The sequence below is a fragment of the Paenibacillus tepidiphilus genome (assembly GCF_008635795.1).
In the GTDB taxonomy this organism is placed as follows: domain Bacteria; phylum Bacillota; class Bacilli; order Paenibacillales; family Paenibacillaceae; genus Paenibacillus_AQ; species Paenibacillus_AQ tepidiphilus.
Genome location: NZ_VWRQ01000001.1, coordinates 222,195 through 248,384, shown reverse-complemented (window position 1 = coordinate 248,384; position 26,190 = coordinate 222,195). Strand labels below are relative to the sequence as shown.

The 26,190-nt window shown below is 54.2% G+C and carries 22 protein-coding genes; 6 read left to right on the top strand and 16 right to left on the bottom strand.

Annotated features, from left to right (window positions below; genetic code table 11):
* Window positions 1–90: 90 nt before the first annotated feature.
* Window positions 91–672, bottom strand: coding sequence for a TetR/AcrR family transcriptional regulator (locus tag F1379_RS01090; RefSeq protein WP_150265407.1), 582 nt, complete (start codon window positions 670–672; stop codon window positions 91–93).
* Between the two features lie 370 nt (window positions 673–1,042).
* Here F1379_RS01090 and F1379_RS01085 point away from each other — a divergent pair, with 370 nt between their 5' ends.
* Window positions 1,043–2,230: an MGDG synthase family glycosyltransferase gene (locus F1379_RS01085; RefSeq protein WP_150265405.1), complete on the top strand. Its 1,188-nt coding sequence runs from the start codon at window positions 1,043–1,045 to the stop codon at window positions 2,228–2,230.
* A 103-nt stretch (window positions 2,231–2,333) separates the two neighbouring features.
* Here the strand turns inward: F1379_RS01085 and F1379_RS01080 are convergent, their stop codons facing one another.
* The 3 genes from F1379_RS01080 to thpR form a co-directional block, all read right to left on the bottom strand.
* Window positions 2,334–3,017, bottom strand: coding sequence for a metal-dependent hydrolase (locus F1379_RS01080; protein ID WP_150265868.1), 684 nt, complete (start codon window positions 3,015–3,017; stop codon window positions 2,334–2,336).
* Window positions 3,018–3,093: 76 nt separating this feature from the next.
* Entirely contained in the window at window positions 3,094–3,978 is an 885-nt protein-coding gene (locus F1379_RS01075) for a cell wall hydrolase (protein ID WP_150265403.1), read from the bottom strand.
* 83 nt (window positions 3,979–4,061) lie between these two features.
* Window positions 4,062–4,667, bottom strand: coding sequence for an RNA 2',3'-cyclic phosphodiesterase (thpR, locus tag F1379_RS01070; RefSeq protein WP_150265401.1), 606 nt, complete (start codon window positions 4,665–4,667; stop codon window positions 4,062–4,064).
* A gap of 101 nt (window positions 4,668–4,768) precedes the next feature.
* Between thpR and F1379_RS01065 the strand changes: the two genes are divergently transcribed.
* The gene (locus tag F1379_RS01065) at window positions 4,769–5,725 is read left to right on the top strand and encodes a D-2-hydroxyacid dehydrogenase (protein ID WP_150265399.1); all 957 of its coding nucleotides are present in this window, start codon (window positions 4,769–4,771) and stop codon (window positions 5,723–5,725) included.
* Window positions 5,726–5,861: 136 nt separating this feature from the next.
* On the opposite strand, the gene F1379_RS01060 is transcribed toward F1379_RS01065, so the two are convergent.
* Together F1379_RS01060 and F1379_RS01055 are read right to left on the bottom strand one after the other, a co-directional pair.
* Entirely contained in the window at window positions 5,862–10,169 is a 4,308-nt protein-coding gene (locus tag F1379_RS01060) for a glycosyl hydrolase (protein ID WP_150265397.1), read from the bottom strand.
* Between the two features lie 437 nt (window positions 10,170–10,606).
* Window positions 10,607–12,016, bottom strand: coding sequence for a deoxyguanosinetriphosphate triphosphohydrolase family protein (locus F1379_RS01055; protein WP_150265395.1), 1,410 nt, complete (start codon window positions 12,014–12,016; stop codon window positions 10,607–10,609).
* A 163-nt stretch (window positions 12,017–12,179) separates the two neighbouring features.
* Here F1379_RS01055 and F1379_RS01050 point away from each other — a divergent pair, with 163 nt between their 5' ends.
* The gene (locus F1379_RS01050; RefSeq protein WP_150265393.1) at window positions 12,180–12,944 is read left to right on the top strand and encodes a polysaccharide deacetylase family protein; all 765 of its coding nucleotides are present in this window, start codon (window positions 12,180–12,182) and stop codon (window positions 12,942–12,944) included.
* A 119-nt stretch (window positions 12,945–13,063) separates the two neighbouring features.
* Window positions 13,064–14,068, top strand: coding sequence for a substrate-binding domain-containing protein (locus F1379_RS01045; RefSeq protein WP_150265391.1), 1,005 nt, complete (start codon window positions 13,064–13,066; stop codon window positions 14,066–14,068).
* Between the two features lie 100 nt (window positions 14,069–14,168).
* Here F1379_RS01045 and modB read toward each other — a convergent pair whose 3' ends face one another.
* The 9 genes from modB to F1379_RS01000 all read right to left on the bottom strand — a co-directional run bounded on the left by modB (window position 14,169) and on the right by F1379_RS01000 (window position 23,758).
* Window positions 14,169–14,831 (bottom strand): molybdate ABC transporter permease subunit, encoded by a 663-nt coding sequence (gene modB / locus F1379_RS01040; protein WP_150265389.1) that lies wholly within the window; start codon window positions 14,829–14,831, stop codon window positions 14,169–14,171.
* Between the two features lie 57 nt (window positions 14,832–14,888).
* Window positions 14,889–15,674 carry a molybdate ABC transporter substrate-binding protein gene (gene modA / locus F1379_RS01035; RefSeq protein ID WP_150265387.1) on the bottom strand — a complete coding sequence of 262 codons (786 nt, stop codon included), beginning with the start codon at window positions 15,672–15,674 and terminating at the stop codon, window positions 14,889–14,891.
* A 202-nt stretch (window positions 15,675–15,876) separates the two neighbouring features.
* The gene (gene nikC, locus F1379_RS01030) at window positions 15,877–16,770 is read right to left on the bottom strand and encodes a nickel transporter permease (protein WP_150265385.1); all 894 of its coding nucleotides are present in this window, start codon (window positions 16,768–16,770) and stop codon (window positions 15,877–15,879) included.
* A 4-nt stretch (window positions 16,771–16,774) separates the two neighbouring features.
* Window positions 16,775–17,785, bottom strand: coding sequence for an ABC transporter permease (locus F1379_RS01025; protein ID WP_150265383.1), 1,011 nt, complete (start codon window positions 17,783–17,785; stop codon window positions 16,775–16,777).
* 82 nt (window positions 17,786–17,867) lie between these two features.
* Window positions 17,868–19,544 (bottom strand): ABC transporter substrate-binding protein, encoded by a 1,677-nt coding sequence (locus F1379_RS01020; protein ID WP_150265381.1) that lies wholly within the window; start codon window positions 19,542–19,544, stop codon window positions 17,868–17,870.
* A 106-nt stretch (window positions 19,545–19,650) separates the two neighbouring features.
* On the bottom strand, window positions 19,651–20,649 hold the full coding sequence (locus F1379_RS01015) for an ABC transporter ATP-binding protein (protein WP_150265379.1): 999 nt from the start codon (window positions 20,647–20,649) through the stop codon (window positions 19,651–19,653).
* Window positions 20,646–21,635, bottom strand: a complete 990-nt coding sequence (locus tag F1379_RS01010; protein ID WP_150265377.1) for an ABC transporter ATP-binding protein — start codon at window positions 21,633–21,635, stop codon at window positions 20,646–20,648. The genes F1379_RS01015 and F1379_RS01010 overlap by 4 nt, the downstream gene beginning before the upstream one ends.
* Before the next feature lie 244 nt (window positions 21,636–21,879).
* Window positions 21,880–22,845: a helix-turn-helix transcriptional regulator gene (locus F1379_RS01005; protein ID WP_150265375.1), complete on the bottom strand. Its 966-nt coding sequence runs from the start codon at window positions 22,843–22,845 to the stop codon at window positions 21,880–21,882.
* 199 nt (window positions 22,846–23,044) lie between these two features.
* A complete protein-coding gene (locus F1379_RS01000) occupies window positions 23,045–23,758 on the bottom strand; it encodes a hypothetical protein (protein ID WP_150265373.1) in 714 nt (237 codons plus the stop codon).
* Between the two features lie 457 nt (window positions 23,759–24,215).
* Between F1379_RS01000 and F1379_RS00995 the strand changes: the two genes are divergently transcribed.
* Window positions 24,216–24,710, top strand: coding sequence for a hypothetical protein (locus F1379_RS00995; RefSeq protein ID WP_150265371.1), 495 nt, complete (start codon window positions 24,216–24,218; stop codon window positions 24,708–24,710).
* A 69-nt stretch (window positions 24,711–24,779) separates the two neighbouring features.
* Window positions 24,780–25,484, top strand: coding sequence for an AIM24 family protein (locus tag F1379_RS00990; RefSeq protein WP_150265368.1), 705 nt, complete (start codon window positions 24,780–24,782; stop codon window positions 25,482–25,484).
* Window positions 25,485–25,633: 149 nt separating this feature from the next.
* Here the strand turns inward: F1379_RS00990 and F1379_RS00985 are convergent, their stop codons facing one another.
* Window positions 25,634–26,089 carry a Dps family protein gene (locus tag F1379_RS00985; protein ID WP_150265366.1) on the bottom strand — a complete coding sequence of 152 codons (456 nt, stop codon included), beginning with the start codon at window positions 26,087–26,089 and terminating at the stop codon, window positions 25,634–25,636.
* Window positions 26,090–26,190: the final 101 nt, after the last annotated feature.

Below are 26,190 nucleotides of genomic sequence, written 5' to 3'. Positions count from 1 at the left end.
AGGCCTATACGGCATCCTCCACCCACTGCTGCTCCCTGCTTGGGGATTAAGGGAAAGCGGACAACGGGCGCCATCCCTCACAGGTTCTTCTTAAGCCCGCTGCGCCAGACCATCGCCGATAAATAACTGAAAATACTGCTGGATCTGCTCTTTACCGAGCGGTTCATGCACCTTGTTCAGTTCGGCAGTCAGCACAATGTATAGCCTGAACATCACCAGCGATACAATCTTGGGGTCACAAGGCTTGATCTCCCCGTCCTGAATCGCGTGTTCCACCTCCCGTTCCAGATATTCAAGCACTACGCTCTCCAGCTTGTCGAGACCCTCACCGGCCTGCGGCGTTCCGAAATCGCGGCTTTCCTGGGACAGCTTGATGAATAGCTCGTGTTCGCTGCGAAATTCCAGCAGGGCGTCCAGAACCCGGTGCAAATTGTCAAAGAAAGCTTTATCGCGCCTGATTTCCCGCTCCGCGACCTTCTTCATCTCGACAATGACTCCACGCAGGATCTCGTCAAACAGCTGTTCCTTGTTCATAAAGAAAGTATAAATCGTCCCTTTGCCCACATTGGCTATCCGGGCTACCTGGTCCATGGTGGTCGCTTTATACCCGAACAGGGTAAAACATTTCGCCGCCGCCTGAAGCACCTGCTGCCTTCGGTCAACCACAGCCATTCCAGCACATCCTTTCCCTGTGAGCACTAATCGCTCGCATATAATGACCAGTTTACTAAAACGGTCATTCGGTCATTGACTACTTTATCATGTTACCTGCCCGTTTGCAATATCCCCGCAGCTTTATTTTAATTATTTTGCAGTGTTTTAACTTTCTATTTACGTCTTATTTGTATAATGTAAGAAGCAGGGAATGTCCGGACCCTCCGGCGACGAAAAAAATTCGGCGGACCGGCATATATTTGGAGAAAACAAGCTAATTGCAGCGTATATCTGTATAATAGAAGAGATGCTTGTACGAAGGAGCCTGCAATCACCCTGCAGGACTCCCGAAATTATTCCACCCGAATGGAAAGTAGCAGGTGAACTTATGCGAAAGAAAAGAGTTCTGCTGTTTTCGGAAGGCTTCGGCACAGGCCATACTGGGGCAGCCTACGCTCTGGCCGAAGGAATCAAGCTGCTGAACCCCGATGTACAGTGCCGGGTGATGGAGCTAGGAACATTCCTGAACCCGACTGTCGCCCCCTGGGTTCTTTCCGCTTACCGCAAAACAGTCAGCCGCCAGCCCAAGCTGGTGGGTATGATGTATAAGACGCAATACAACAAACCGCTGAACCGTTTGACCCAGGTGGCACTGCACCGGGTCTTTTACAGTCATGCCATACAGGTAATTGAGCAGCTTAAGCCCGATTTGATTATTTGCACCCACCCGCTGCCCGCGTCGGTCATCTCCCGGTTGAAGCGTCTGGGACTGGATATTCCATTATATACAGTCATTACGGACTACGACGCGCATGCCAGCTGGGTAAACTCTGAAGTGGACCGCTATCTTGTGTCCACCTCACGGGTCAAATCCATTTTGGCCGGACGGGGAATTGCCCCTGAACGGATTACGGTCACCGGCATTCCCGTCCACCCGAAGTTCTGGGAACGCTATAACAAAGCCCAGCTGCGCAAGGAAATGGGGCTGGCCGATATTCCTACCGTGCTTATTATGGGCGGCGGCTGGGGTCTGATGTTCGGCAAGGATGTTATGAACTCGCTGACGGCCAGAATGAACGAGGTTCAACTTATCTTCTGTATGGGAAGCAACGACAAGGCCATCGCCAAAATGCGGGCTAATCCGCTGCTGAACCACCCTAATGTACGGATACTCGGCTACAGCAGCGAAATTAACAAGCTGATGGATGTATCGGATTTGCTGATTACGAAGCCCGGCGGCATGACCTGCACCGAAGGGCAAGCCAAGGGCATACCCATGCTCTTCTACAGTGCCATACCGGGCCAGGAGGAGAAGAACTGCCAGTATTTTGTCGAGGTCGGATTGGCAGAGGAGCTGGACTCCGAGGTCGTTAATAAATGGACTACCCTGCTGCTGCGCGAATATGCCGGCCTCGGGGAACCGCGCCAGCGGCGGATTACGCCGGAACGTCATGAACCGCATCACTGCGCCTCGACGGTGCTGGGCCTGCTCGGCAAGCCCGCAGGCGGCCCTATGGAGCCCTGGATGGCGCGGCAGCAGACCAGAAACGATGAAGCTGTTTATGTTACGCCATAATTTCCCTGTAATCGGCTTATTCAAAGCGAAAGACCCTCGTATCCGTGAAGTTCACGGATACGAGGGTCTTTTTTATTTGATTGCTGGGGCGAAATCTAAATCCCTAAATTTCGACACTTTCGCCTGCCTTCAGCGCATAGCCCTGTATGCCCTCCTGCCCCAGCCGGTCGCAGAATTCAGACGCATCCTGGGCAATATCCGGGAAGGTATTATAATGAAGCGGGACGACCTTCTCCGCACGCAGCCAGCGTGCCGCTAGCAATGCGTCGTCGGGTCCCATCGTCAGCACATCTCCAATCGGCAGGGCAGCGGCATCAATCCGGTTGCGCTCGCCGATCAGCCGCATATCACCGAACAAGGCCGTATCTCCGGCATGAAAGAGCGTCTTGCCGCCGCTTGTCAGCAGAATACCGGCAGGTTGTCCGGCATAAATCCAGGTATCGCCTTCTGTGATCGAAGAAGAATGAAAGGCCTGGGTGTATTTTACGGTAAATCCTCCATAGGCCCGGCTTCCGCCCGTATTCATGTGCTGCACTTTCGCACCCTTCATCCGGCAGTATTCCGCCAGCTCGTACACGGCAAAGATCGGACAATCGTTGTTCTTCGCAATCTCCAGGCTATCGCCGAAATGGTCGGAGTGGCCATGGGTCAGCAGTACAGCATCTACTTTAATATCAGCGGGTGAAATTCCCGAGTCCGGATTACCGCTTAAGAAAGGATCAATGATCACCTTCGCCTGCTCTGTTTCTACCAGCAATGCCGAATGTCCGTAATATGTCAGCTTCATCATTACTGCGCCTCCTCAAAGTTCAGATAAAACTATTTTACCCTTTATCTCATCCGGAGCTGTCGCGTAGCTATAATTATTTATAAAATGTATGATTGCCGATCGTCTTGGCATAGGTCCGTGAATGATGCACGGTCAGATCCTGGGCCAGCTTTAGGGACAGGAAAAAATATGTGTCATCCGACACCTCTTTCACCCCGGAGAGCGCCGCCGTGACCGCCTTGATGCTGTCCGCATCCGGCTTGACCCGGTCCATCCGTCCGTTGCCTACCGGACTGAACTGGCTCTTTTGATAGATTACATCATAAATTGTATCGGGAAAATTGGCTGACCGCAGCCGGTTCAGAACAACATTGGCAACTGCCACTTTGCCCTGGTACGGTTCGCCTTCCGCTTCTGCCATCACTATCTTTTGCAGCAGGAGCAGGTCTTCTTCGGTTACCTTATAGCTCCAGGTCGCTTCCGCTTGCTGCTCCTGGCTTAACAGCTTGGTCCGAGAGAAGAACAATGTGGTGGGGGGGTGTTGCAGAGAGGCCGTTTTTGCCTGAGTTACAGTCTGACTCCCCTTAATATTCGCCTGTTTCACCGTTTGCTTCACGGCCGGCGGCTTCTTCATCACAGTCGCTGTTGACTTCACAGTCTCAGTCTTGGCCGGCTTCGGTGGCGCCAGCTTGCTTGCACTGATCCATTCCGCGGTCGATTTGCCTGCCCAGTGGCGGCTCAGGCTTGCGGCTGTGGTGTAGAGCATGGGTTGCAGTTTGGTTATGGTCCTGGATGACGAGGGAAGCGAAGCTGCCGGCACCGATTCCGCCGAAGCATGGCCCGTTACGCTCAGCTTCTCCAATTGCACTTTATTCGACCCGCCCATATCCTCCGGGTTCATCAATACTATCGCAGAGAAACACACTAAAATAACGCTCACAAGCAGCGCAATGCAGCGGTTTTGTCTAAAAATTGCCATTATTTACCTCCTATTTTACGGCACACTCCTACTGTATGTAACCGAAAAGGGAAGCTTTGAAAACTATCGCAGCGGATTTTTTCTTACAAAAAAAACAATTTTTCGATCGGTTCATACATAGGAATGGCATGCATTTTAGTAGCATACAACAAAAAACCGTCCACCGTCCAGTCCTTTTCCGAACAATTGTTCCCAGTGTGGTTCGCTTTACATCCTAAATCTTCCAATATTAACTCGTTAAAAGGCAGCTTGTCCTTGTATTTTCGGGCCAGTGTAATATGGGGATTGTATGCTCTTGCTTCCGCCTTGAAGCCCAGCGGTTCAGTTGCCGCGACAACACGCCGCTGAAGCTGATGCAGCCGCTCAAGCTCACCGGAAACCCCCGCCCAGAGCACTCTCGGGGCACTCCCGGCTCCAAATGTCCCCCAGCGGTCCAGCTCCAGCACGAACGGCTGCTGTCCCGCTGCCGCCTCGCGCAAAGCCTCCTTCAGCGCCGGAATTTGTTCCACCGGTGTATCTCCCAGAAATTGGAGGGTAATATGATAATCCTGAAAATGTGTCCATTTGGCAAACTTCACTTTGGAAGACGCTTCCTTCCTGGCTTTTTCCAGCATTCCACCAAGCGTTTCCGGAAGCTTCACCGCCACAAACAGGCGCTCCGTCCCCCGCACTGCACCAGCATATTCCATGTCGGTTTCACCTTTTCTCTCAGATTTGTTATCCTTATTCTACAGGATTGGATTTATAGGATTCACTGATTGCCGAAATTATATCACGGGAGGGAACCGTCATGACGAAATCCATTGTTTGTTTGCAGCCGCTTTCATCCAGCCAGAAGGACTCCATCCTCGCCGCCGCCCCTGGTTATTCGCTGACCCTCGATAATACCAAGAACCCTGATCCTGAGCTGCTCAAGCAGGCTGAAATTGTAATCGGCTGGAGTAAAAACGGCGCTGACGCGCTGCTTGCCCCCGATTCCGCGCTCCGCTGGGTGCAGACCTGGTCGGCCGGCGTGGAGAAGCTTCCGCTTGACCGTCTTGAAGAGCGCGGGATTGCGCTGACCAATGCCAGCGGCGTCCATGCCGAACCGATCACTGCGGTGATTTTCAGCTTCATGCTCCTGTTCACCCGCAGCATGCACACCGCGCTGCGCAATCAGCAGCAGCGGATCTGGCAGCCGGATCTGAAGCTGACCGAGCTGACCGGCAAGACGGCGCTCATCTGCGGAACCGGCTCCATCGGCGCGGAAACCGCCCGCATTGCCAAGGCATTCCGGATGAAGACGCTGGGCGTCAGCCGCTCCGGCAAGCCGGTGGAAGGCTTCGACGATGTCCGCAAGACCGGCGCTCTGGAGCAGGCCGTGAAGGAAGCCGATTTCATCATCAATACACTGCCGCTGACCGATGAGACACGCGGGTTATTTAACGAAGCGATCTTCTCCGCCTGCAAGGAAGGCTCCTATTATATCAATATCGGCCGCGGGGCCACCACCGATACAGAAGCACTGATCGCCGCACTGGACAGCGGCCGGCTGGCCGGAGCGGGACTCGATGTCTTTGAAGCCGAACCGCTGCCGGAGAACCATCCGCTGTGGGCTATGGAGCAGGTCGTGATCACTCCGCATTGCGCGGGATCAACGGACCGTTATGCTGACAGAATCATCGAAATCTTCAACAAGAATATGGCCTCTTATCTGAAGGAAGGCAACCCTTCTCACAATGTGGTTGACTACTCGCGCCAGTATTGATATGTGCGAAGGCCAACAAAAGAGGGACCCGCACCATTGCGGGTCCCTCTTTTGTCATTTCAAGTCACTTTACGCTTATCGCCATACTCAAGGTCTGGCCTGGATATCATCGACATATACCGTCGTTGTCCCGGCTTCAGTCCTCTGCTCCATTCTCAAACCGATAGCTGATCTCCGGCGCGGCAGCGGCAAGCGCCACCTCCTGCAGGTACAGCTTGGCGGTCCCTTCACCACCGGCAATCTCTTCGACCTTGATGCCGATGCTCAGTACGCTCGACAGGTCCACGCCTTCCGCCGCAGCAGCGGCCGGCAGCGAAATCGACAAGGTCGTGTAGCCGCCGGAATCGATGGTGACCGGTGTGCCGCTGTCGCTCCACTTCCAGCCGGCTGTCTTGATGAACAGCCGGGCCTTGGCCGATCCGGCCGACAGCTTGACCTTGGCGCTCAGAGTCTCCAGCCCGCTGAGGTTAAGCCCGGAAGGATACACGCCAAGCTCGAACGAGCCCCCGGCCTTCAGCTCGAAAGGTACGGCAGCCGCCTGTTCTTCACCGGAGTATTCAACCGCTCCGGCATTGGCAGTGCTGCCGTTCTCTGCCGTCCAGCCCGCGATGTCGTCTACGCTCTTGAACGGATACAGAACACCCGGCTCATGAGGCTGCGGACCTTCATTTCCCCCGGAGAAATCAGGCAGCGAAGGATCATACACCGCCTGAATATCGTCAAAGAACAGCGTTCCCTCATGCGCCTGGCCATCCATCGAATTAATGTACAGCTTGAAGCTCTGGACTTTCTCCAGCTTCTCCAGGGTCAGCGGACCGCTTGCCCCCCAGCTCATTTCGGTCAGATCCTTCAAGGCAAACACAACTCTGCCTTCGCTGTCCGGAGCAATTTGCGGATAGGCCTCCAGATAAATCCCGTCGATCACCAGCTGCACCACCAGCTTCAGCGGCGCTCCCGTTTCCGCGTAGCTTGCGTCTCCTTCGGAGGCGATCCACATGCTGACGGCGTTATAATCCGACCAGTCGAGGGAGCCGAGATTCTTGCCGATTCCCGCATATCCGGCTGCGCCCAGATTGTAGTCCAGCTTCATGCCATACTTGCCGCCGGCTTTGCGGTCAGCGCTCAAGCTTGCTGCGATGTCGTCTCCGCCGGCCTTGGGATATTTGGCCTGCAAAGCGTCGTTACTTGCGCCGTAGCTCTCAAAGTCATCGACCAGCGCGTTATCCGCTACCGGTGCCGTATATACATTGTACACTCCGATATTGTCCACATAGACAGGCAGTTCACCTGCAGAAGCCAGACCGCTGCCCACAATCGACACCGCCAGTCCTTTTGCCGCCGCCGTTAACGCAGAATCACTAAGCTCGACTGCCGCTGCATACCGGTAGTATTCTGTACCTTCAATGCCTACCTTCTCCAGTTCGGACAGCTTCTTGTAGCTGGAATCCATGCCATATTTGGTATTCCAGTCATCCGGCAGCTGGACCACGGTGCGCAGTGCGGCGCTGTCGTCCGTATCCAGCGCATTTGCAGGGATCAGCACATCCAGCTTCACACGGCCTGCCTTGGCAAGGTCGACACCTTGCAGCGCCTCTGGAGTAAGCTGCAATTTGAGCTCCTGCCAGGTATCGGCGGCATCCAGTCCGGCGGTAACATGAATATCCAGCTTGCCGTTTCCACCTACATCAGCGTGCCGTAATTCCGTCTTGATGGTGTCGCCATTGCCGGCGAGTCCTGACCACGTTCCGTTATTTTGGATGAACCGCAGCTCATCGGCTGTATCAAAGCCCAGCTCCAGCAGCGGTACCTCGCCGATCTTCACAAACACAGTAACGCTGTCGCTAAGCGGAGCAGCCTCTGTTCTGTATGCCTTCACAGCGATGTCCACGGAGGTTCCGTTCAGTGCGGCCTCCGGCTTCCAGACTGCCGAATAATATCCGTCTGCGCCCAAGGTCATTGCCGTCTCTACATCGGACCCACCGACACTGAACACGACTTTATCCGGAGTTACACCGCTCACCTTTGCCCGGATGACCGTCTCTGCCGCGGTGACCGTACCGATATCCGTCGGTGTCACAATATGCAGCAGCGGTTCTTTGACGCCTGCCTTCACTTCGCGGTTATACTTATTGTCTTCCTTCACCTCACCGGCAAAGGCAGTGAACGGATCATTGTAGTAACGGACAAAATCCGGCAAAAGCTCGTGGTCCGCTTTGTTTGGCACGTTCTTGTAAGGCACATACAGATTATTGCCTTCGCCGAAGTTGGCCCAGGTCAGCATATAGGAGATTCTGGACGCATCCGGATCGGCCTTGATTGCGTTCAGTACCTTGGTGAACCATTCCAGCTCATTGTTGCCGGTGGTCTTCATGCCGGCGGCGCTGTAACCGTACTCCGACAGTGTAACAATCTTATTCTTGGCCGAAGCAAGCTTCGAGATCATGTTCAGATCCTTCACCAGACCGTCCAGGAAGCCTTGCGACCCGGCATTGTCCTTGCTGTCATATTGGTCCATACCGAGAATATCCACATAGGCATCGCCCGGATAGGTATTCAAATACTCGCTTTCATTGCCGCCGAACGAACCGTTCGGAGAGAATACATACAGGAAGTTGTGCACGCCCTTAATGTCGCGCAAATACTCTACCGTATAACGGTACAGCGTGGCATATTCGCTTTTGGTTGTGGTGCCTGCCCCCCACCAGAACCAGCTGCCGTTCTGCTCATGGAACGGGCGGAACAGCACCGGAATCAGCTCACTTTCATCATCCTGCAGATGGTTCGCGAAATCCGCAATCCGGTCCAGATACGCATTGAAATCGGCATTCTTGTCCCCGCCGGGAAGAATCCGTGTCACCACCGAGGAGGTGGCCCCTTTGGTGTTGCTCGTATCATTGAAGCTGCCGCCGGTCGCAAAATTATACGGATGCGTACTCAGCGTTACGATACCGCCCAGCTCATACGCTTCTTTCATAGCCGCGCTGAGTCCTTCCCGGCTGGCTTCATAGTCTCCGGCCACCCCCGGAGGTGTTTCGTACCCGTCCAGGCTAAGGGTATCCCAGCCGAATACGGCCGGATAATCGCCGGTTGCCCCGTAAACGTCGGAAATCACCTTGCCGTTCTCATCCTTGCCGGAGATGGACACCGTCGTATCATGCTGATGGCCGAACATGATCTGCTTGCCGCTCATTTCTCCAAGATAGGCCAGCAGTGAACGGGTTGCAGGAGTGGCCTCGGCATCGGCAATGTATACAGTCTTAACGACGGTCTGTCCGCCGTCGCCGCCACCGGAATTGCCACCGCCGGTATTACCGGTTCCGGCAGAAATCACGGTCCCGCTGCCGGCAATGTCCCCGTTTCTTACAGCGTATACCCCCGGAGCCAGCAGCCGTCCGTTCAGGGTAACCGCCGACTTGATCTCCAGCCGTTTAATTTCGCCCTTGCCGGTAACGACTGTACCTTCCGCCCCGCTGTCCACCAGAAGCTCACTGATGACAGCATTTGTACCCAGATCCAAGATAGAAGCGCTTACAATATGAAGACGGGTAACCTCTGTCTTTCCTTCCAGCACCACGCGGACCTTGCCGTCCAGGCGGTTCACCTGAACCTGATTCAGCTTTGCCTCCTGAAAATGAATAGAGCTGCCGCCTCCGCCCTGAACGTATACGGCTCCCTGCACGCTCACTTGACTGACCACAGCATCGCCGTCCCCGATGCCCGGAGCCAAATACAGACGGCCTGAGATTGAACCGTTCTGCAGTGTCACCCCGCTGCGGGACACCAGAGCATTGCCGGCGATATCACCGGCGGTGAACGTTCCGGACTGATTGTAAAAGCGGCTGACCAGCCGATCCAGAATGCTTACCGTCTCTGCCCGGGTAATTTGCCGCTCCGGCCGGAAGCTGCCGTCCGGGTAACCGTTCAGGATTCCGGACAGCGCCTGGATGGGTTCCAGCGCGTAGTCGCTGATGGAAGCACTGTCTGTAAAAGCAGCCTTACCGGCACCCGTGGCCGGATTCAGCGAGAATACCGCGGCCAAGAGCGCAGCAGCGTCCTGCCGGGTAACAGCTGTATCCGCTTTCGCTTCATTGCCGGGATATCCCTTGTAATAGCCGGCCTGCTTCGCCACCGCCAGATCCTTCGCATACCAGGCATCCTGCGGCACATCGGCGAACGGTGTACTGGCCGGAAGGCTGAAGCCAAACATTTTGTTAATAATAGCAGTCAGCTCCGCCCGGGTAACCGCACGGTCCGGCTTAAATGAGCCGTCCGGATAGCCCTGGACTACTCCGTTTTGCATCCATTTGGCTATAGCCTCCTCTGCCCAGTGGCCCTCCAGCTTCTCCGGCAGCCGGCTTGCGGCAAGTGTAGGCGCAGCCGTTGAGATAATCATAATGCCGATCAGCAGCAGCAATAAACCTTGCTTGAAGCTCTTTTTCTTCACTAACTCAACCTCCTTTTATTTGTAAGGGCTTTCAGTTTGTTGGGTACAGCTTGATTTCCGCATCCCTCCCGGCCAATATAATCCAGCTAATAATTCCAAGACAATATTAGCATTATTAATAACTAATAACAATAACAAATATTAATTATTTTCTCCCAAAGCCTTCACTCTCGCCTCAAACCCATACCTTCAAATTTAGATCAGGCCCGCTATTCATGCAAATATATCAAGGAATATCAGGGTTATAACCGGATTAAACCCATTAGAAATTCAATATTTCAGTCCGGAATAAGTCATACATTTATAATAACAAAATAATAACAAATAATCTAAACAGAAGACCATAAATCCAAAACCAACCCCATTATTCCAAACCAAACACCAGAAAAACGGCAAGCTGAACCTCCCCGCGAGGTCAGCTTGCCGTTAATTAGCCTTTAATCCAGATCATAAATGGAGCCCACTTTCAGGCCGTATAGCTCATTGTATATTTTCTCGGCAAAAGCATCTGTCATTCCTGCGATGTAATCGATCACCATATGCTCCCAGGTCCAGATCGGCTTTGCCTTCCGCTGGTCCTTCTCAAAGCGCTGCAGCCAGTCGCTCGGAATAATCGCCTTGGAGGTCTCCGGATCAAGGAATGCCGCCCACAGCCGCCGCAAGATCCACTCACTCCGTTTCTGCAGGCGCTGCACGCGCAAGTCGCGGATCATCGTCACCCAGGCGAAGCTCTTCAGCACGCTGACGGTCCGCAGCATGTCCTCATCCTCTTGGCCATCCTTGACGAAGGTGACCTTCTTCCAGTCTCCGTCCTCAACGACCCCGAGGCTCGTGACAAAGGTGCTGACCCAGTATGCCTTGACCTCGCGGCGGGTGCGGGAGTAATCATTCTCACAGGTCGGCATTTTCTCCTTCCAGACCTTCAGGAACGAGCTGAGCACTTCCCGGACCTTGGGCTGTATCGCCTCCGGCTTCCAGCCTTTCCAGAAGAAATCCTCCAGTGTAGTAATCTTCTCGACAATCATACGCTCGGTATGGGCATCATGCATGAAATGCTCATGCACCTCGATCTTCCCCGCTTTAATGCCATCCTCCAGATCATGGGCCGAGTAGGCGATGTCGTCACACAGGTCCATCAGCTGGGCTTCCAGCGTCTTTTTCCCATCCGGTATGCCCCAGTCTTTACGGATCTGCGAAATATATTCCCATTCATGCAGGTACATCCCTTTCTTAAGCACAGTACCGGGAAAAGGATACTTATTGATCCCCAGCAGTACAGCATCGGAGAGATTAAGCCCGTCGATATTCTCCCGTTTCTCCAGGAACATGATCAGACGGAAGTTGTGGGCATTCCCTTCAAAATGCTCGTACTGCCGCTTCAGGCTCTCTTGAATGGTCAACCGCTGGACCGGTCCAGCGCCCGATTTCAGCGCCTCCTCCTCCGCCTTCTTGACGACCAGCTGTTCCAGGATGTTATCCAGCACCTCTTCGCCTTTATGTCCGAACGGAGGATGCCCGAAATCATGGGCTATCGCCGCACATTCCACCACCTCCGGATCAATGACGAGTCCGGGATTATCCGCAAGGCCTGTTTCTACTTCAGGATAAGCACGCAGCAGGCTCTTGGCCGCCTCACGGGCGATTTGCGCCACCTCCAGCGAGTGGGTCAGCCGCGTCCGGTAATAATCGCCGGTTCCTGCGCCGAATACCTGGGATTTGCCCTGCAGCCGGCGGAAGGTCGGTGAATGGATCAGCCGCGAGTAGTCGCGCTCATAGACGGCTCTTGAGGTTTCGAGGCGGGTAATCTCCGGATACTGCCGGTGTTCTCTTTTTTCGCTAAGTGTCATCTCCGCCACCCCTGTCTCCATCGCTTGGTTTATTTAGTATTTCATTATAAGCCATTTTCAGACGGACCGAAACGGGTGAATATTTGTCTTGGGCGCTGGCGCATCCTATACCAAAGCGGCCTAGACCCACTATATCAGGAACCGTCTGGAGTGAACTTATCCGATGAATGCATACTGGAGAATCACATGTCTGACACTTGCACTGGGCTTCGGACTGGCAAGCGGCGCACAGGCTGAGCCGAACGCGAAGAACCGTAACTATTATGAGCAACGGGGAGACATGATCTGGGAGGTCGCCACCGACCAGAAAGTCATCGCACTGACCTTCGACGATGGGCCCGATCCGGCGGAGACCGCGCAGATTCTCGACGTGCTGCGTGAATATGAGGCCAAATGCACCTTCTTCGCCATCGGCAAACGCCTTGAGGCCTATCCGGATATTGCCCGGCGCGTCGTCCGCGAAGGACATGAGCTGGCGAACCATACTTATAATCATATCTACTTTAAGCCCCCGATTTCCAAAAGGCAGGTCGCCGAGGAGCTGGTGCTTACAGAGAATGAAATTGTCAAAATAACCGGGAGACACAGCAGACTGTTCCGGCCCCCCGGCGGAATGTACGATGAGGCGCTGGTGGAGGTATCCAACGCACTGGGGCTTAAGCCGGTGCTCTGGTCCTGGCATCAGGATACCCGTGACTGGAACCGGCCGGGGGTCTGGAGCATCTCCCAAAGGGTAATCCGCAACGCCCGCAGCGGTGACATTGTGCTGTTCCACGACCATGTCTACGGGCAGTCGCAGACAAGGGAAGCTTTGACCATTATTTTGCCCGAGCTGACCCGGCAGGGCTACCGTTTCGTCACCGTCTCGGAGCTGATTGGCCTCTCCGATACGCAGCAGGCCAAGAACGGCCACAAGCTTGCGTTCTGACCGCACTGCCGCCGCCTATACCCAAGGCAATTGCGCGGAATTCCAAAATAGGGTAGTCTTGAGCTATGCTCGGGGTTCGCAAGGAGGACTGCCGCAGTTCATCGCTAGGAGGCAATACTATGTCCGAGAATACTTCCTATACCACCGAGGAAATCGCCCGGCTGCTGAAGATATCGAAGCTCAAGGTGTATGATCTGATCAAGAAGGGCGAGCTGCCCTCCTACCGGGTCGGCAAGCAGATGCGCGTGGATGCTTCCGACCTTGAGGTATACAAGCAAAATTCACGCAGCGGCAGCCCGGGCACCCCGGCGCAAGCTCCGAACGCTGCTGCTCCGCCGGCGGGCGTTCCGTTTGTGCCGCCGCCTGCTTTTGTCATGCCGCCGCATCTAGCCCAGGCGGCGCCGCTTAAGTCGGCCGGCGTCACGGTGGTTATCACCGGCCAGGATATGTCGCTGGATATTCTCGCCACTCACCTGGAACGGAGTCTGCCAGCCACACGGCCTCTTCGTTCGTACGCGGGCAGCCTCGACAGTCTGATTGCGATGTATAACGGCGAATCGGATATCGTCAGCACCCATCTGCTGGATGGTGACACCGGCGAATACAACCTGCCCTATATCCGCAAAATTCTGGTAGGCTTCGATTATATGGTTGTGCATCTGCTGGCGCGCAGCGCCGGGCTGTATGTGCAGAAGGGCAACCCCAAAGGGATTGCCGGCTGGTCCGATCTGCAGAAGCCCGGGATTACGCTGATCAACCGCGAGCGGGGCGCCGGAGCGCGGGTGCTGCTGGACGAGCAGCTCCGGCTGCTCGGCATCCGCCCCGCCGGGATCAAGGGCTATGCCCGCGAAGAGAACAGCCATTTGGCCGTGGCCGGCGTGGTAGCGCGGGGCGAAGCCGATGTAGGCGTAGGCACGGAGAAGGCGGCCCGGATTATCGACGGCGTCGATTTCATTCCGCTCATTCAGGAGCGTTACGATCTGGTTATGGTCAAGAAGCCGGAGCATGAGCAGTGGATCGGCGCGGTGCTGGACATTCTGCGCTCACCGTCCTTCAGAAACGAGCTGGGCTCCATGCACGGCTACGATCTCACCGATACCGGCAGAATCATCTATGAAACCTGAACGGCTGCAGGTCCAGCAGCCTTGAAACAGCAAACAACCTCCGGGTGTCCGCGGCTTTCCTTACGCGCACCCGGAGGTTGTTGTGTGTTGTATACGTCCGCTACCATCTCCGGTTTACGAACATCAGCATGACGGCCGAGATGGCGACAATCGCCACGACCCACAGCCAGGCCAGGGTCATGTCACCGCCGTCGACGGCGACATAGATCGCTGTCGGGACCGTCTGCGTACGGCCGGGGATATTGCCGGCGACCATAATGGTCGCTCCGAATTCGCCCAGCCCGCGGGCGAAGCCCAGCACATAACCCGCTGCCAGCGAACGGCCGGCCAGCGGCAGCGTTACATAGCGCAGCACCTGCCATTCATTCGCTCCCTGTGCGCGTGCAGAATCCTCAAGCTCTTTCTCCACGCCTTCAAAGCCTGCCTTGACCGTCCGGTAGACCAGCGGAAACGCCACGACCACCGCAGCAATGACAGCCGCCCCCCAGGTAAAGAGAATCGGCTGGTCGGTAAACTGTTCATATAATCTGCCGATCCAGCTCCTCCGCCCCAGAACCACCAGCAGCACGAAGCCGACCACCGTCGGCGGCAGTACCAGCGGCAGCAGCAGCAGGGTCTCTACCAGGCTATGTCCCGGAAACTTCCGGCCGGCCATTGCTTTCGCTGCCAAGGTGGCCAGAACAAACACAATGATACTGGTAATTACCGTAATCTTGAGCGACAGCCAGACCGGGGCGAAAAAGTCCTGCCAGTTAATCTCCATCTCCTTCACCCCGCCAATCTTTCTCGTTATAGTTAATAGCTGCTGTTCAGCTTATGCCTAATCCGCAAGCTTGAAGCCGTAACTCGCAAACACATCGCCGGCCGCCTTGGTCTGCACATAATTATAGAATGCCTTAGCTTCCGCCTGATGATCGGATTCCTTAATGATTCCCACAGGGTAATTAATCGCTTTGTGGGCATGCGCTCCTACGGTTAGCACGATCTTAACTTTGCTGGAAGTCAATGCATCCGTCTTGTAGACAAAGCCCGCATCGGCATTGCCCGTTTCTACGTAGGACAGCACCTGCCGAACATCCTTGGCGAATACAAGCTTGCTCTGCAGTGTATCCCACACCTTCTTGGACGTCAAGGCTTGCTGCGCATATTGTCCGGCCGGTACCGATTCAGGCTGTCCCACCGCGACTTTCTTGAATGCTTTATCCGTCAGCTGGGTAATCGTCGTAATTGGGGTTTTGGAATTGGCAGGCGCCACAAGCACCAGCTGATTCTTAAGCAATTCCGTATGATCTCCGATGAACCCGCCATCCACAAGAGCATTCATCTGCTTGTCGCCCGCGGAGAAGAACAGATCAGCCGGAGCGCCTTGTTCAATCTGCTTCTGCAGCGTTCCCGAGGCTCCGTAGTTGAACACCAGATCGATGCCCGGATGCTGCTTCTCATACTGAACGGCTATCTTGTCGAGACTGTCCTGCAGGCTGGCTGCCGCCGACACAATAATTTCGGTCTTCTTGGCCGCTTCCGCCGGCTGCTGTCCCGGCAGCACCGCTATCCCCCCAACAAGCAACGCAGCTCCTACCGCTAAGGACGCCAACTTCTTGAACATTTCCATTCCTCCCATTATGTATCTTTCATTTTGGAGCTATTCTAACATATCCAGTTTTACAAATCTATATTATTAGTTATGTTTGATTATGTTTGGTTATTAATAGCATGTTTTAGTGCTCCAGTCACAAATATAACATTAATGAATTGTTCAAAAAAAAGCCCTCCAGGTGACAGCACCTGAAGGGGAATTCTCCGTATCTTTAATTCTTCATCCGTGGATCAAGCACATCCCGTAAACCGTCGCCCATGAGATTAAACCCAAGAACGGTAAGCATAATGGATAACCCCGGGAATATGACCGTCCATGGCGCTTTCTGAATAAACTGCCGTGAATCCGACAGCATCTTGCCCCATTCCGGATCGGGTGGCTGGGCGCCAAGTCCCAGGAACCCCAGCGCAGCCGCCTCAATGATCGCCGTTGCGATCCCGAGTGTACCCTGCACGATAATCGGAGTCAGACTGTTCGGCAATATATGGGTGAGCAGAATCCGCGAATTCTTCATTCCGATGGCCCTTGCTGCCGTGATATACTCCTCCGACTTCAAGGAAAGCACCCTGGCCCGCACCAGACGCCCATAGGTCGGAATATTGACAATGGCAATCGCCAGCAGCGCATTGCGGAGTGAGGGGCCCAGGATGGCCACAATGGCGATGGCCAGCAGGATGCTGGGAAAGGCCAGCAGGATATCAAACACGCGCGAAATCAGCATATCAATCCATCTGCCGTAGAAGCCGGCGAGCACTCCCAGCAAGGTCCCGACGATGATGGAGCCGATGACGGAAAAGAAGCCCACCCACAGCGAAATACGGGCCCCGTATAGAATCCGCGTAAACATGTCTCTTCCGAGATCATCGGTACCGAACCAATGATCACCCGACGGAGGCTTCAGCCGGTTGACCAGCTCCTGCTCCTTGTAGCCGTATGGGGCGAGGAGCGGTGCAAGCAATGCCACCAGTATGAAGAATACAATAATGCACAGGCCCAGCATAGCCGTCTTGTTCTTGCGGAACGCCCTCCACGCATCGCCCCAGGGTCCGGATACCTTCTCGGCAGGTACATTGGGGGGCGTGATCTTTAAGGTTGCCTGTCCCATTGTCTCACCCCTTATTGTAATTGATGCGCGGATCGACTGCCGCATAGAGCAGGTCCACCAGCAAGTTAATGAAGACGAAGATGAACGCGATAATGAGAATGCCGCTCTGTATGACCGGATAGTCCCGCGAACTGATTGCTTCATATATATATCGCCCAACGCCAGGCCACGCGAAAATGGTTTCGGTCAGCACCGCGCCTCCGAGAAGCGAGCCCGTCTGCAGCCCCACAACGGTCAGGACCGGAATAAGCGAGTTCTTGAGGGCATGCTTGTACACGACCAGGAACTGGGACATTCCTTTTGCTTTGGCTGTACGGATGTAGTCGGAGCTCATCACCTCCAGCATGCTGGAACGGGTCATCCGGGCGATAATCGCCATCGGAATGGTGCCGAGGGCAATACTGGGCAGGATCAAATGCTTAATTACCGTCCACAGCTGGTCCCAGCGGCCGGCAAGTATGGTATCAATGATATACAGGTTCGTTATACTCTCCACCGGATCACGCTGATCCATTCTGCCGATGGAAGGCAGCCAGTGTAGCTTGATCGCAAAGAGCAGCTGCTCCATGAGCCCCAGCCAGAAGATCGGCATGGAGACTCCGATCAGTGCCACGATCATCGCGGCATAATCAAACCAGGAGTTCTGCTTCCAGGCGCTCAATATGCCCGCATTGACGCCGACGAACGTGGCGAACAGCATGCTCGCAGCGGTCAGCTCCAGCGTTGCCGCCAGATACGGCAGCATCTCTTCGGCAATCGGTGTCTTGGTGCGGATGGAGGTCCCGAGATCACCCTGAAGCAAATCCCCCATATAGTTAAAATACTGCTGCAGCCATGGCTGGTCCAGGCCGAGCTGCTGCCGCAGCGCCTCTTTGGACTGCTCCGTCGCTTTCTGTCCGAGAATCGTCTCTGCCGGGTCCCCGGGAATGGCGTGAATGATGGAAAAGACGATCAGCGTCATTCCGATCAGGACAGGAATCAAAACCATCACACGTTTAAATAGGTAGGAATTCAAGTTGGCTCACCTTCCAGCGGCCCGGAAAGACGGGTCTGACCGCAGCCGGTTGAGCGGCGGCCAGACTTGCCTTGGAGCCCTGCTATTCGAAATAAACTTCGCTGTAATATTCCGTACCTGTAGGCCCCGGAACATAGCCCTTCAGGTTAGCCTTGGCGGCCAGCAGCGGTGTTGTATGCACCAGCGGAATCCACGGGGCATCCGCCTTGATAATTTCCTGGGCCTCTTTATACAAGTCGGAGCGTTTGGTCTGATCCGTCTCCTTCTGCGCATTGATCAGAATGGTATGCAGCTCTTCGTTCACATAGAAGCTGCGGTTATTGCCCGGAATGGCGTCCTTGTCGAGCAGCGTATACAGGAAGTTGTCGGGGTCGCCGTTGTCGCCTGTCCAGCCGAGCATATAAATATCATCCTTCTCCCCGGCCTTGGTATCATCCAGATAGGTCGCCCACTCCGGCGATTCAATGGTTGTCTTGACCCCGATCTTCTCCCAGTCCGCCTGTATCGCTTCGGCAACCTTCTTACCGTCCGGCATATACGGCCGGGATACCGGCATTGCGTAAAGTGTCACGGTCTCCGGCAGCCCGTCCGGATAGCCGGCTTCGGCCAGCAGCGCCTTGGCCTTCTCCAGATCGTACTCATAATCCTGCACGGCATCATTGTAGCCCCACAGGGAAGGCGGCATCGGATTCACGGCAGCGGTTGCCTGGCCGGAGAAGAAAGCATCGATGATGGCTTGTTTGTTCACGGCATGGTTCAATGCCTGTCTTACCTTCACGTCGTCGAACGGTTTCTTATTGAAATTGAAGCCCAGGTAAGCTACGTTGAATGGCGGACGTTCGATCTTCTGCAGCTCACTGTTGCCCTCGAGTGTGGACAGGTCATCCGGGCTAAGATCTTCCATCAGATCAATCTCCCCGTTCTGCAGCGCATTGAAGCGGGCCGAGTTGTCCGGAATAGAGCGGACAATGACCTTGTTCAGCTTCGGCAATCCCTCTTCCCAGTAATCCGCATTCTTCTCCAGCGTGATGGAATCATTATGCTTCCACTCCTTGAAGACGAACGGGCCTGTCCCCACCGGCTCATTCTTGAAGTTCTCCTTCTTCTCCTTGATGGCAGTCGGACTGGCAATCCCGAAGCAGGTCATCGCCACGTTCTGCAGAAACGGAGCCTGCGGCTGGTTCAATACGAATTGCACGGTAGTCTCATCAACAGCCTTCACTTCCTTGATGACGCGGCTGCCGTCCGGCCCGAACATGGAGTCGTAGTAATCGAAGGAATCGCCTTCGAACTTGTACTCGCTGGCCGGATCGCTCCAGCGGGTGAAGTTGAACACCACGGCCTCGGCATTGAAATCCGTGCCGTCATGGAACTTCACGCCAGGATGCAGCTTGAAGGTGTACGTCAGTCCGTCTGCAGATACTTCCCAGCTGTCGGCGAGCGAAGCCTGGACCTCGGAGGTGCCCGGCTTATACTCCAGGAGAGAGTCGAATACCTGGTGCGCAATCTTGAGTGACTCCCCGTCAGTGACAATCGCCGGGTCCAGCGAGGCGGAGTCACCGCCGCGGCCCACAATTAACGTATCTTGCGCATCTTTCGCCGCTTCCGGCGAGCTCTCGGGAGCCGCTGTCGCCCCGGCATTCGTCCCGGCGGTTGCTTCCGAGTCTGCATTGTTGCCGTTGCCTCCGCACCCGCTTAAAGCCAAAGCTGCACCCAGTGTCAATACCAGTGCCAGATTACCCCATTTTCTCTTCGCCATAGAAACGAAACTCCCTTCTCCCATTAAAAGTGGTAAAGCGTTTATATGGAGCTGTGTCAAAGCACAGCCATATACCTCTCCTTCGCCTTGCAGCTTCATGGGTGCCTTAGTTCCGGGTCTGGCTTGCAGGGGCTGAATCCACGTATAAATGACATGCGGTGAAATGTCCGTCAGCCGTCTCCAGTAGCGGCGGCCTGACATTCCGGCAAACCTCCATCACCCGGGGACAGCGGGTATGAAAGGCGCAGCCGACCGGCGCATTCGCCGGACTTGGCACCTCACCCCGCAGAATAATCCGCTCCTTGCGGATATTCGGGTCGGGTTCGGGAACCGCCGACAGCAGCGCCTGTGTATAAGGATGCTGCGGGCTTTCATACAACTTATGCTTGCTTGTAATCTCGACAATCCGCCCCAGATACATCACGGCCACGCGGTCACAAATATGCTTCACCACACTGAGATCATGGGCGATAAATATGTAGGTCAGTCCGAATTCCGATTGTAAATCCTGCATCAGATTGATCACCTGCGACTGAATGGAAACATCCAGCGCCGAGACCGGCTCATCGGCGATGATCAGCTTCGGCTGCAGCGCCAGCGCCCGGGCGATCCCGATCCGCTGCCGTTGCCCGCCGGAGAACTGATGCGGATAACGCTGCAGATGCGCCTTCGTCAGGCCGACCACTTCAGCCAGCCGTTCCACGGCTGCCCGGCGCTGCCTTGCGTCACCTGTACCGTGTACCCGCATCGGCTCCTCGAGAATCCGCGCCACCGTGTTGCGCGGGTCCAGCGAGGAGAACGGGTCCTGAAAGACGATCTGCATCTCCCTCCGGCGTCTGCGCATAGCCTCCAGGGAGAGCCTGGTAATATCCTCACCCTCGAAGCGGATCTCTCCGGCCGTAGGCTCAATCAAACGCAGCAGCGAACGTCCGGTCGTCGATTTGCCGCAGCCGCTCTCACCCACGAGACCGAAGGTCTCGCCTCTGGCGACAGAGAAGGAAATATCGTCGACCGCTTTGACATAGCCGCGGATTTGATTCATAAGCCCTCTGCGGATCGGGTAATACTTTTTGAGACCGCTCACTTCCAGCAGAATTTCACTCATACGGCATCCTCCTGTGAGCTTCCATGCAGCCAGCAGCGGCAGCTGTGATGCTCTTCCTGCCGAATCAGCTCAGGCAACGAGCGCATGCAGACCTCCATCACATGGGGACAACGGGGCGCGAAGCGGCAGCCCTGCATGTCCTTGCTCAGCACAGGAACATTGCCGGGAATGGAATAAAGCCGCTCCCGGTGCTCATTCATCCGAGGTACGGACTGGATCAGGCCTTGCGTATACGGATGCAGCGGATGATTGAAAATATCATATACGCTCCCCTCTTCCACCACCTTGCCCGCATACATCACGGCTACCCGGTGGCACATTTCGGCCACAACGCCCAGATCATGGGTGATCAGCATGACCGCTGTCCCTTGCTCCTCATTAAGCCTGCGGATCAAATCAAGGATTTGCGCCTGGATGGTTACATCCAGCGCTGTCGTCGGCTCATCGGCGATCAGCAGCTCCGGATTAAGGGAGATGGACATCGCGATCATCACCCGCTGACGCATCCCCCCCGACAGCTGATGAGGGTATTCATCGACAATTTCTTCGGCCCGGGGGATGCCCACCTTCTGCAGCATTTCGACAGCATGGGCCCGCGCCGCCTTCCGGGACATTCCCCGGTGCAGCCGGACCGTTTCGATAATTTGCTGCCCGACGGTAAAGAGCGGATTCAGCGAAGTCATCGGCTCCTGGAATATCATCGACACCAAGTTTCCCCGGATGCCGCGCATCTCCTTCTCCCCCAGCGGTACGAGATCCTTGCCCTTCAGCAGAATGCGGCCGCCGACGATTCGCCCGGGAGGACTCGGCACCAGCTTCAATACAGATAATGAAGTGACACTCTTGCCGCAGCCCGATTCACCGACCACTCCCAGCACTTCTCCGGAGTTAACCACCAAATCAACGCCGTCTACGGCAGGCACCTCACCGCGGTCGGTAAAAAAATGCGTATGCAAATCCTCGATTCTCAGAACAGGCTGCTTCAAGCCGAACCCTCTTTTCCGTTAAAAATTGAACAAAGGTCAAATGAAAGAAACGAAAAATCCCGCGAGACAGAATCTATAACTCAAAACTGACATTACACGGGAAATTCAAGGGTTATTCCAACATGATTGTTATTTAATGTATAACATTACTATATAATTCCGTAGTAGACAAGAAAAAAATGCCATAAAATCTAACCCGATTGGTATTATTGGAATAAAAACTGCTCTATACGGTTTCTGCTTGTCATTTATACAACTGCAGCCACTTATCCAGTTGAGCCTTCAGCCAATCCCGGTAATATACCGGCTCCACAATCTCAGCCTCTTCGGCAAATTCCATAATCCAGCTTACCGCCGCGACATCCTCTGCCGCCCCCACCTTGAAATAAAGGCATCCCTGCTCCAAATCCAGCCTATCCGGCTGAACGGGAATTCCCTCCTGCATCACCCAATCGATCGCCCGGTCCGAGAAACGCACCTTGAACTCAATCTGCACACTGTCCTGTTTAAGGTTCCACTTCGATTCCATAAAAGCCGGTACATCAACAGTCTTTCTGTTAAAACGGCGGGGAAGCACGGCCATGCTGGAGAATCCGCTGATATGGAAAGCGCGCAGCGTTTTGAAGCGGTGGCAGAAGCCGATCAGATGGTAACGGTTCTCCAGGGGAATCAGACAATAGGGATCAATGAGAATGCCGGCTTCCTCCGTGGCATTCTCATAGTAATCCGCCTGAATGGTTCTCTGCTTCATGACGGAGGTTATGATTTCATTCAGACAGGGCGCCTGCTCCGCCTGTGTATTCCCCCGATCTAGCCGCTGCAGACCGTTTTCTTTTTTTACACTTTCCATCTTCTCTTCCCTCTCCGTTTTATGCTTATATTCAGCCGCCAGTATTTTTTCATAGGCGCCTTCGAAGTCCGGAGGCAACAGCGGCTTGATTTCCTTCATAATACCGCGGAGTTGTGAAAATGCTGATGCTTCCTCTTCCGAAAAATCCAAAGGGTAAAGTGCAAAATTTCCGATAAAAGCATATCCCTTTCCATGCCCCAGATGGGTAATGGGGATATGCATCGCGCTGAGCGCATCCATATCCCGGTAAATCGTTCTTTCGCTGCTGCCGCAGCGTTCCGCTAGTTCGCGGGCCAGAATACCCGGTTTGGCTTGCACCAGCGTTATTATACGCATCAGCCGGATTAATCGGTCTGTCATCTTCAGTTCCCCTTGATTTATGGTAAAATAGACCCATTATTTTAAATAAATTAGTTATATTTATCTATTCCTTGCGATTACATAACCGAAATACTAAAATATAATAGAACTATTTTACTATATTACCACGAATATATATTACATTAGCTGTTAAGTAAGTCCGATATAAGTATAGAAGTCTTCTGTTATGTATAATCCGCTAGTTGCGGAGGACAAAGGAGTTGTCGGCCGTTCTTCTGTTCGCCTTCCTCCGTTCCTGCTCCGCATCCAGCCGGCGGTATAGGCTTTCCGCTTCTTTGGCCAGCTGCAGATCACCGGACCGCGCCGCCAGCAGCAGCAGCTTATCCGCCTGCCTCCGCAGTTTATCCAGAGCCTCCGTGCCGCCGCCACCCGCAAAACCGCTTCTTTCCGCTTCCCGGAGCACCTGCTCCGTCTTCAGCAGTTCAAACGTTCTTTCTACATAAAAGCTGTCTGCCGCACTAAGCGTCTCTGTATGACGGGTGTATTCTATGCCCAGCTTGGCCAATGGAAGCTCTCTGACCCGTTCGATTGCAGGCTGCTTATACTGCCATTGTACCCACACGGCCTCATGAATGCCGGCAGTCATAGGCGCCATGTCGACCTCCAGGGCGAGCGCTCTGCGCTGACCGGCGTTTATTCTGCCGAGCTTCAGCACCAATGGCCCTCCTTCCTCCACCTCGGCGGCAGCACCGTAGCATCCGCGGCAGGACACATGGGCCTCCAGCCAGAGACGCAGCTCAATGTCACGGGCAACCACCTTGCGTGATTTTTTCCGGGTATCCTCCTGCTGGACCATGCCCCTCCACTCGACAAGTAAAATCAGATGATGAGCACCGCCTGCATAAATCCGGTTTCGGCTCCAGGTAAATTCAGGTTGTATACTTGCTTGCATATTTCCACCTCTTTCTTTTTTTGGTTCTTCTATTAATGTACCAATATTGGCGGACAACTCCTTGTCATGGAATATACGTTCGCCCCTATAATATCGACAAAAAAAGAGCTGCAATCCTAAAAATCCGGCTGCCTCTTTGCGAAAGAACGGTGTTTTGTCTAATTGTGACGAAAAATAGTTTTCGTGTTTAGGCAGAGCCGTTCCGTCATCATCCTCCTTCTATATAATTACTGCAGTAAAACGAAACCTTCCGGCAGCCTCAGCGGTATTATATCCAGATGCCTGCCAGCCCAAGATTACTGTCCCCGCCCCACGGGTAAAAAGGGATAAACAGACATGAAACCGCCTTATGGCCTTGGATAGAGAGCCTGACACGGGGTGTCGAAGCTTGTCCCGCTATGCTACAATGTGAAGAAAGAATGGCAACAAAACACCCTTAATCAGGTGGTGAGAGAAGATGAAATGGAATAAACCGACAAGAAAACGATTGGCCCGAATTTCAGGCGGAGCGATGCTCCTGTTATGCCTGTCCGCCTTTCTGCCCGCTCCGGCGGCACAGGCCAATTATTTCAGTGATTTATATAACGGGCTGCAGAAGTTTTCCGAGCTGCCTGGTGAAGTCAGTGAGCTGCAGGAGAGCTATCAGCAGACCATAGATGAGCTGCAGCAGACCCAAAGTGAGCTTGGAGAAGCCAAGGATCAGCTTGGCCAGACCTTGACGGAGATGGAATCCTACCGTTCCCAGAATGCGGCGCTGATGGAGCAGAACCGCCAGCTCAGTCTCGTCGTCGATGAATTAAAGAACGAACGTACAGCGCGTGAGCAATACTTTAACCGGATTAAAGTGACTGTCATCACCGGAGTCGCGCTTCTTATTGGCTACTTTCTCCTGGTCCGGCTGCTGCGGCTCAGCATGCGCAGCCGTTCCCGCAAGAGTGACCGGCTGCGCTGATGCCCGGTGCCGACCTGGATATCATTTTCAGGTTCAAACTGTATAGACTGTATTGAAGGAGAGTGAGGCATGAACGTAGAGGTACAGGATGAGGGCGACAGCGGCAGCGGACAGGCCGTCAGAATTATTGTCGACGCCCATGAAGAAGTGCATGTCCTGCATCCGCAGCAGATCATCGCTTATCAAGGACCTTCCTCCGGCCGTTCCGACCGCTTAATGAATGTGCAGGGCATGTACCGCAAGCGCAAGCTCATCCGGGCAGAAATGTCCGGACCCTGCAGCTTTGTAGCCGCACTGCCGCCCGGCTACCGCATCAAGACGCTGCGGATCGGCGGGCATAGCGATCTGCTGTATGATTTCAGGCATCTCTTTTTTTACACCAAGGGAATTACCATGGAGTCGAGAATTCTCAATATGAAGAATATGCTGGTGACCCGTGATGTCGTAAAGGTAAAGTTCTCGGGGGAAGGCAGCATCGGCATCCTCACCGAAGGAACTGTATGTGAGGCTGCTCTCCATCCGGTGGAGCCGCTTTATGTCGATGCCGGAAGCGTCATCGCTTATCCGGAGAACGCGAAGCTTGAATTGACCGTATACGGCAATCATTTGGCAAGCCAGCATATGAGCTATCATTGGAAGATGACCGGGCACGGATATGTGCTGTTTCAAGCCGGCAGCCAGAACCGGCGCTTTGAGCGGGATAACCGGGAGGACGGGATTATCAAACGGTTTCTGCGCGAGGCGCTTCCATTCGGCGGAGTCATTATCAAATAAAGCCTGGAATAGGAAGAAGCAGCTATTTAGAGAATACTAATCCCATCAAAAAAGCCCGTGTGCGTCAGCACACGGGCTTCTCTTCTATACCAGCTTAACGAGCAAAGGCTCAGGGCTATCGTTCCGGCCTATATTCCGCCGGAGTTCCATTATCCCAGATAAGCGTTCAACATCCAGGTGGTCTTCTCCACACTGCTTCTGATTCCGATAAACAGGTCTGCGGTCGGATGGTCACCCAGATCCTCGGCGGCTTCGATACCGGCCTTCAGCTCTTCCACAATTAAAGTGAAATCCTGAACCAGCTGTGCGACCATTTCTTTGGCGCTTTCTCCGCCAGCAGCTTCTTTCAGATCGGAAAGAGCCAGGTACTGCGTCATCGTGGAAGCAGGCTTTCCGCCGATGGCGAGCAGACGCTCGGCAAGCTCATCCACAAATCCTGCAGCTTCGTTGTAGAGCTCTTCAAATTTCTCATGCAGCGTAAAGAATTGCGGGCCATTCACGTACCAGTGATAGTGGTGCAGCTTTACTCCCAGCAGTGTCCAGTTCGCAGTTTGGCGGTTCAATGCAGCATACAATTCAGTCAGGTTCTTCACTTCTGTGCTCATTCCAATTACCTCCCACAGTTATATTTATTAGTTTATTGTATTTAGACTCGTTCTAAATCTATATACAATTTAACACAAAAATGCGCAGATTGCAATCTGTT

Coding starts and splice junctions, on each gene's coding strand:
- F1379_RS01090 (WP_150265407.1), bottom strand. CDS start 672: ATGGCTGTGGTTGACCGAAGGCAGCAGGTGCTTCAGGCGGCGGCGAAA.
- F1379_RS01085 (WP_150265405.1), top strand. CDS start 1,043: ATGCGAAAGAAAAGAGTTCTGCTGTTTTCGGAAGGCTTCGGCACAGGC.
- F1379_RS01080 (WP_150265868.1), bottom strand. CDS start 3,017: ATGAAGCTGACATATTACGGACATTCGGCATTGCTGGTAGAAACAGAG.
- F1379_RS01075 (WP_150265403.1), bottom strand. CDS start 3,978: ATGGCAATTTTTAGACAAAACCGCTGCATTGCGCTGCTTGTGAGCGTT.
- thpR (WP_150265401.1), bottom strand. CDS start 4,667: ATGGAATATGCTGGTGCAGTGCGGGGGACGGAGCGCCTGTTTGTGGCG.
- F1379_RS01065 (WP_150265399.1), top strand. CDS start 4,769: ATGACGAAATCCATTGTTTGTTTGCAGCCGCTTTCATCCAGCCAGAAG.
- F1379_RS01055 (WP_150265395.1), bottom strand. CDS start 12,016: ATGACACTTAGCGAAAAAAGAGAACACCGGCAGTATCCGGAGATTACC.
- F1379_RS01050 (WP_150265393.1), top strand. CDS start 12,180: ATGAATGCATACTGGAGAATCACATGTCTGACACTTGCACTGGGCTTC.
- F1379_RS01045 (WP_150265391.1), top strand. CDS start 13,064: ATGTCCGAGAATACTTCCTATACCACCGAGGAAATCGCCCGGCTGCTG.
- modB (WP_150265389.1), bottom strand. CDS start 14,831: ATGGAGATTAACTGGCAGGACTTTTTCGCCCCGGTCTGGCTGTCGCTC.
- modA (WP_150265387.1), bottom strand. CDS start 15,674: ATGTTCAAGAAGTTGGCGTCCTTAGCGGTAGGAGCTGCGTTGCTTGTT.
- nikC (WP_150265385.1), bottom strand. CDS start 16,770: ATGGGACAGGCAACCTTAAAGATCACGCCCCCCAATGTACCTGCCGAG.
- F1379_RS01020 (WP_150265381.1), bottom strand. CDS start 19,544: ATGGCGAAGAGAAAATGGGGTAATCTGGCACTGGTATTGACACTGGGT.
- F1379_RS01015 (WP_150265379.1), bottom strand. CDS start 20,649: ATGAGTGAAATTCTGCTGGAAGTGAGCGGTCTCAAAAAGTATTACCCG.
- F1379_RS01005 (WP_150265375.1), bottom strand. CDS start 22,845: ATGACAGACCGATTAATCCGGCTGATGCGTATAATAACGCTGGTGCAA.
- F1379_RS01000 (WP_150265373.1), bottom strand. CDS start 23,758: ATGCAAGCAAGTATACAACCTGAATTTACCTGGAGCCGAAACCGGATT.
- F1379_RS00995 (WP_150265371.1), top strand. CDS start 24,216: ATGAAATGGAATAAACCGACAAGAAAACGATTGGCCCGAATTTCAGGC.
- F1379_RS00990 (WP_150265368.1), top strand. CDS start 24,780: ATGAACGTAGAGGTACAGGATGAGGGCGACAGCGGCAGCGGACAGGCC.
- F1379_RS00985 (WP_150265366.1), bottom strand. CDS start 26,089: ATGAGCACAGAAGTGAAGAACCTGACTGAATTGTATGCTGCATTGAAC.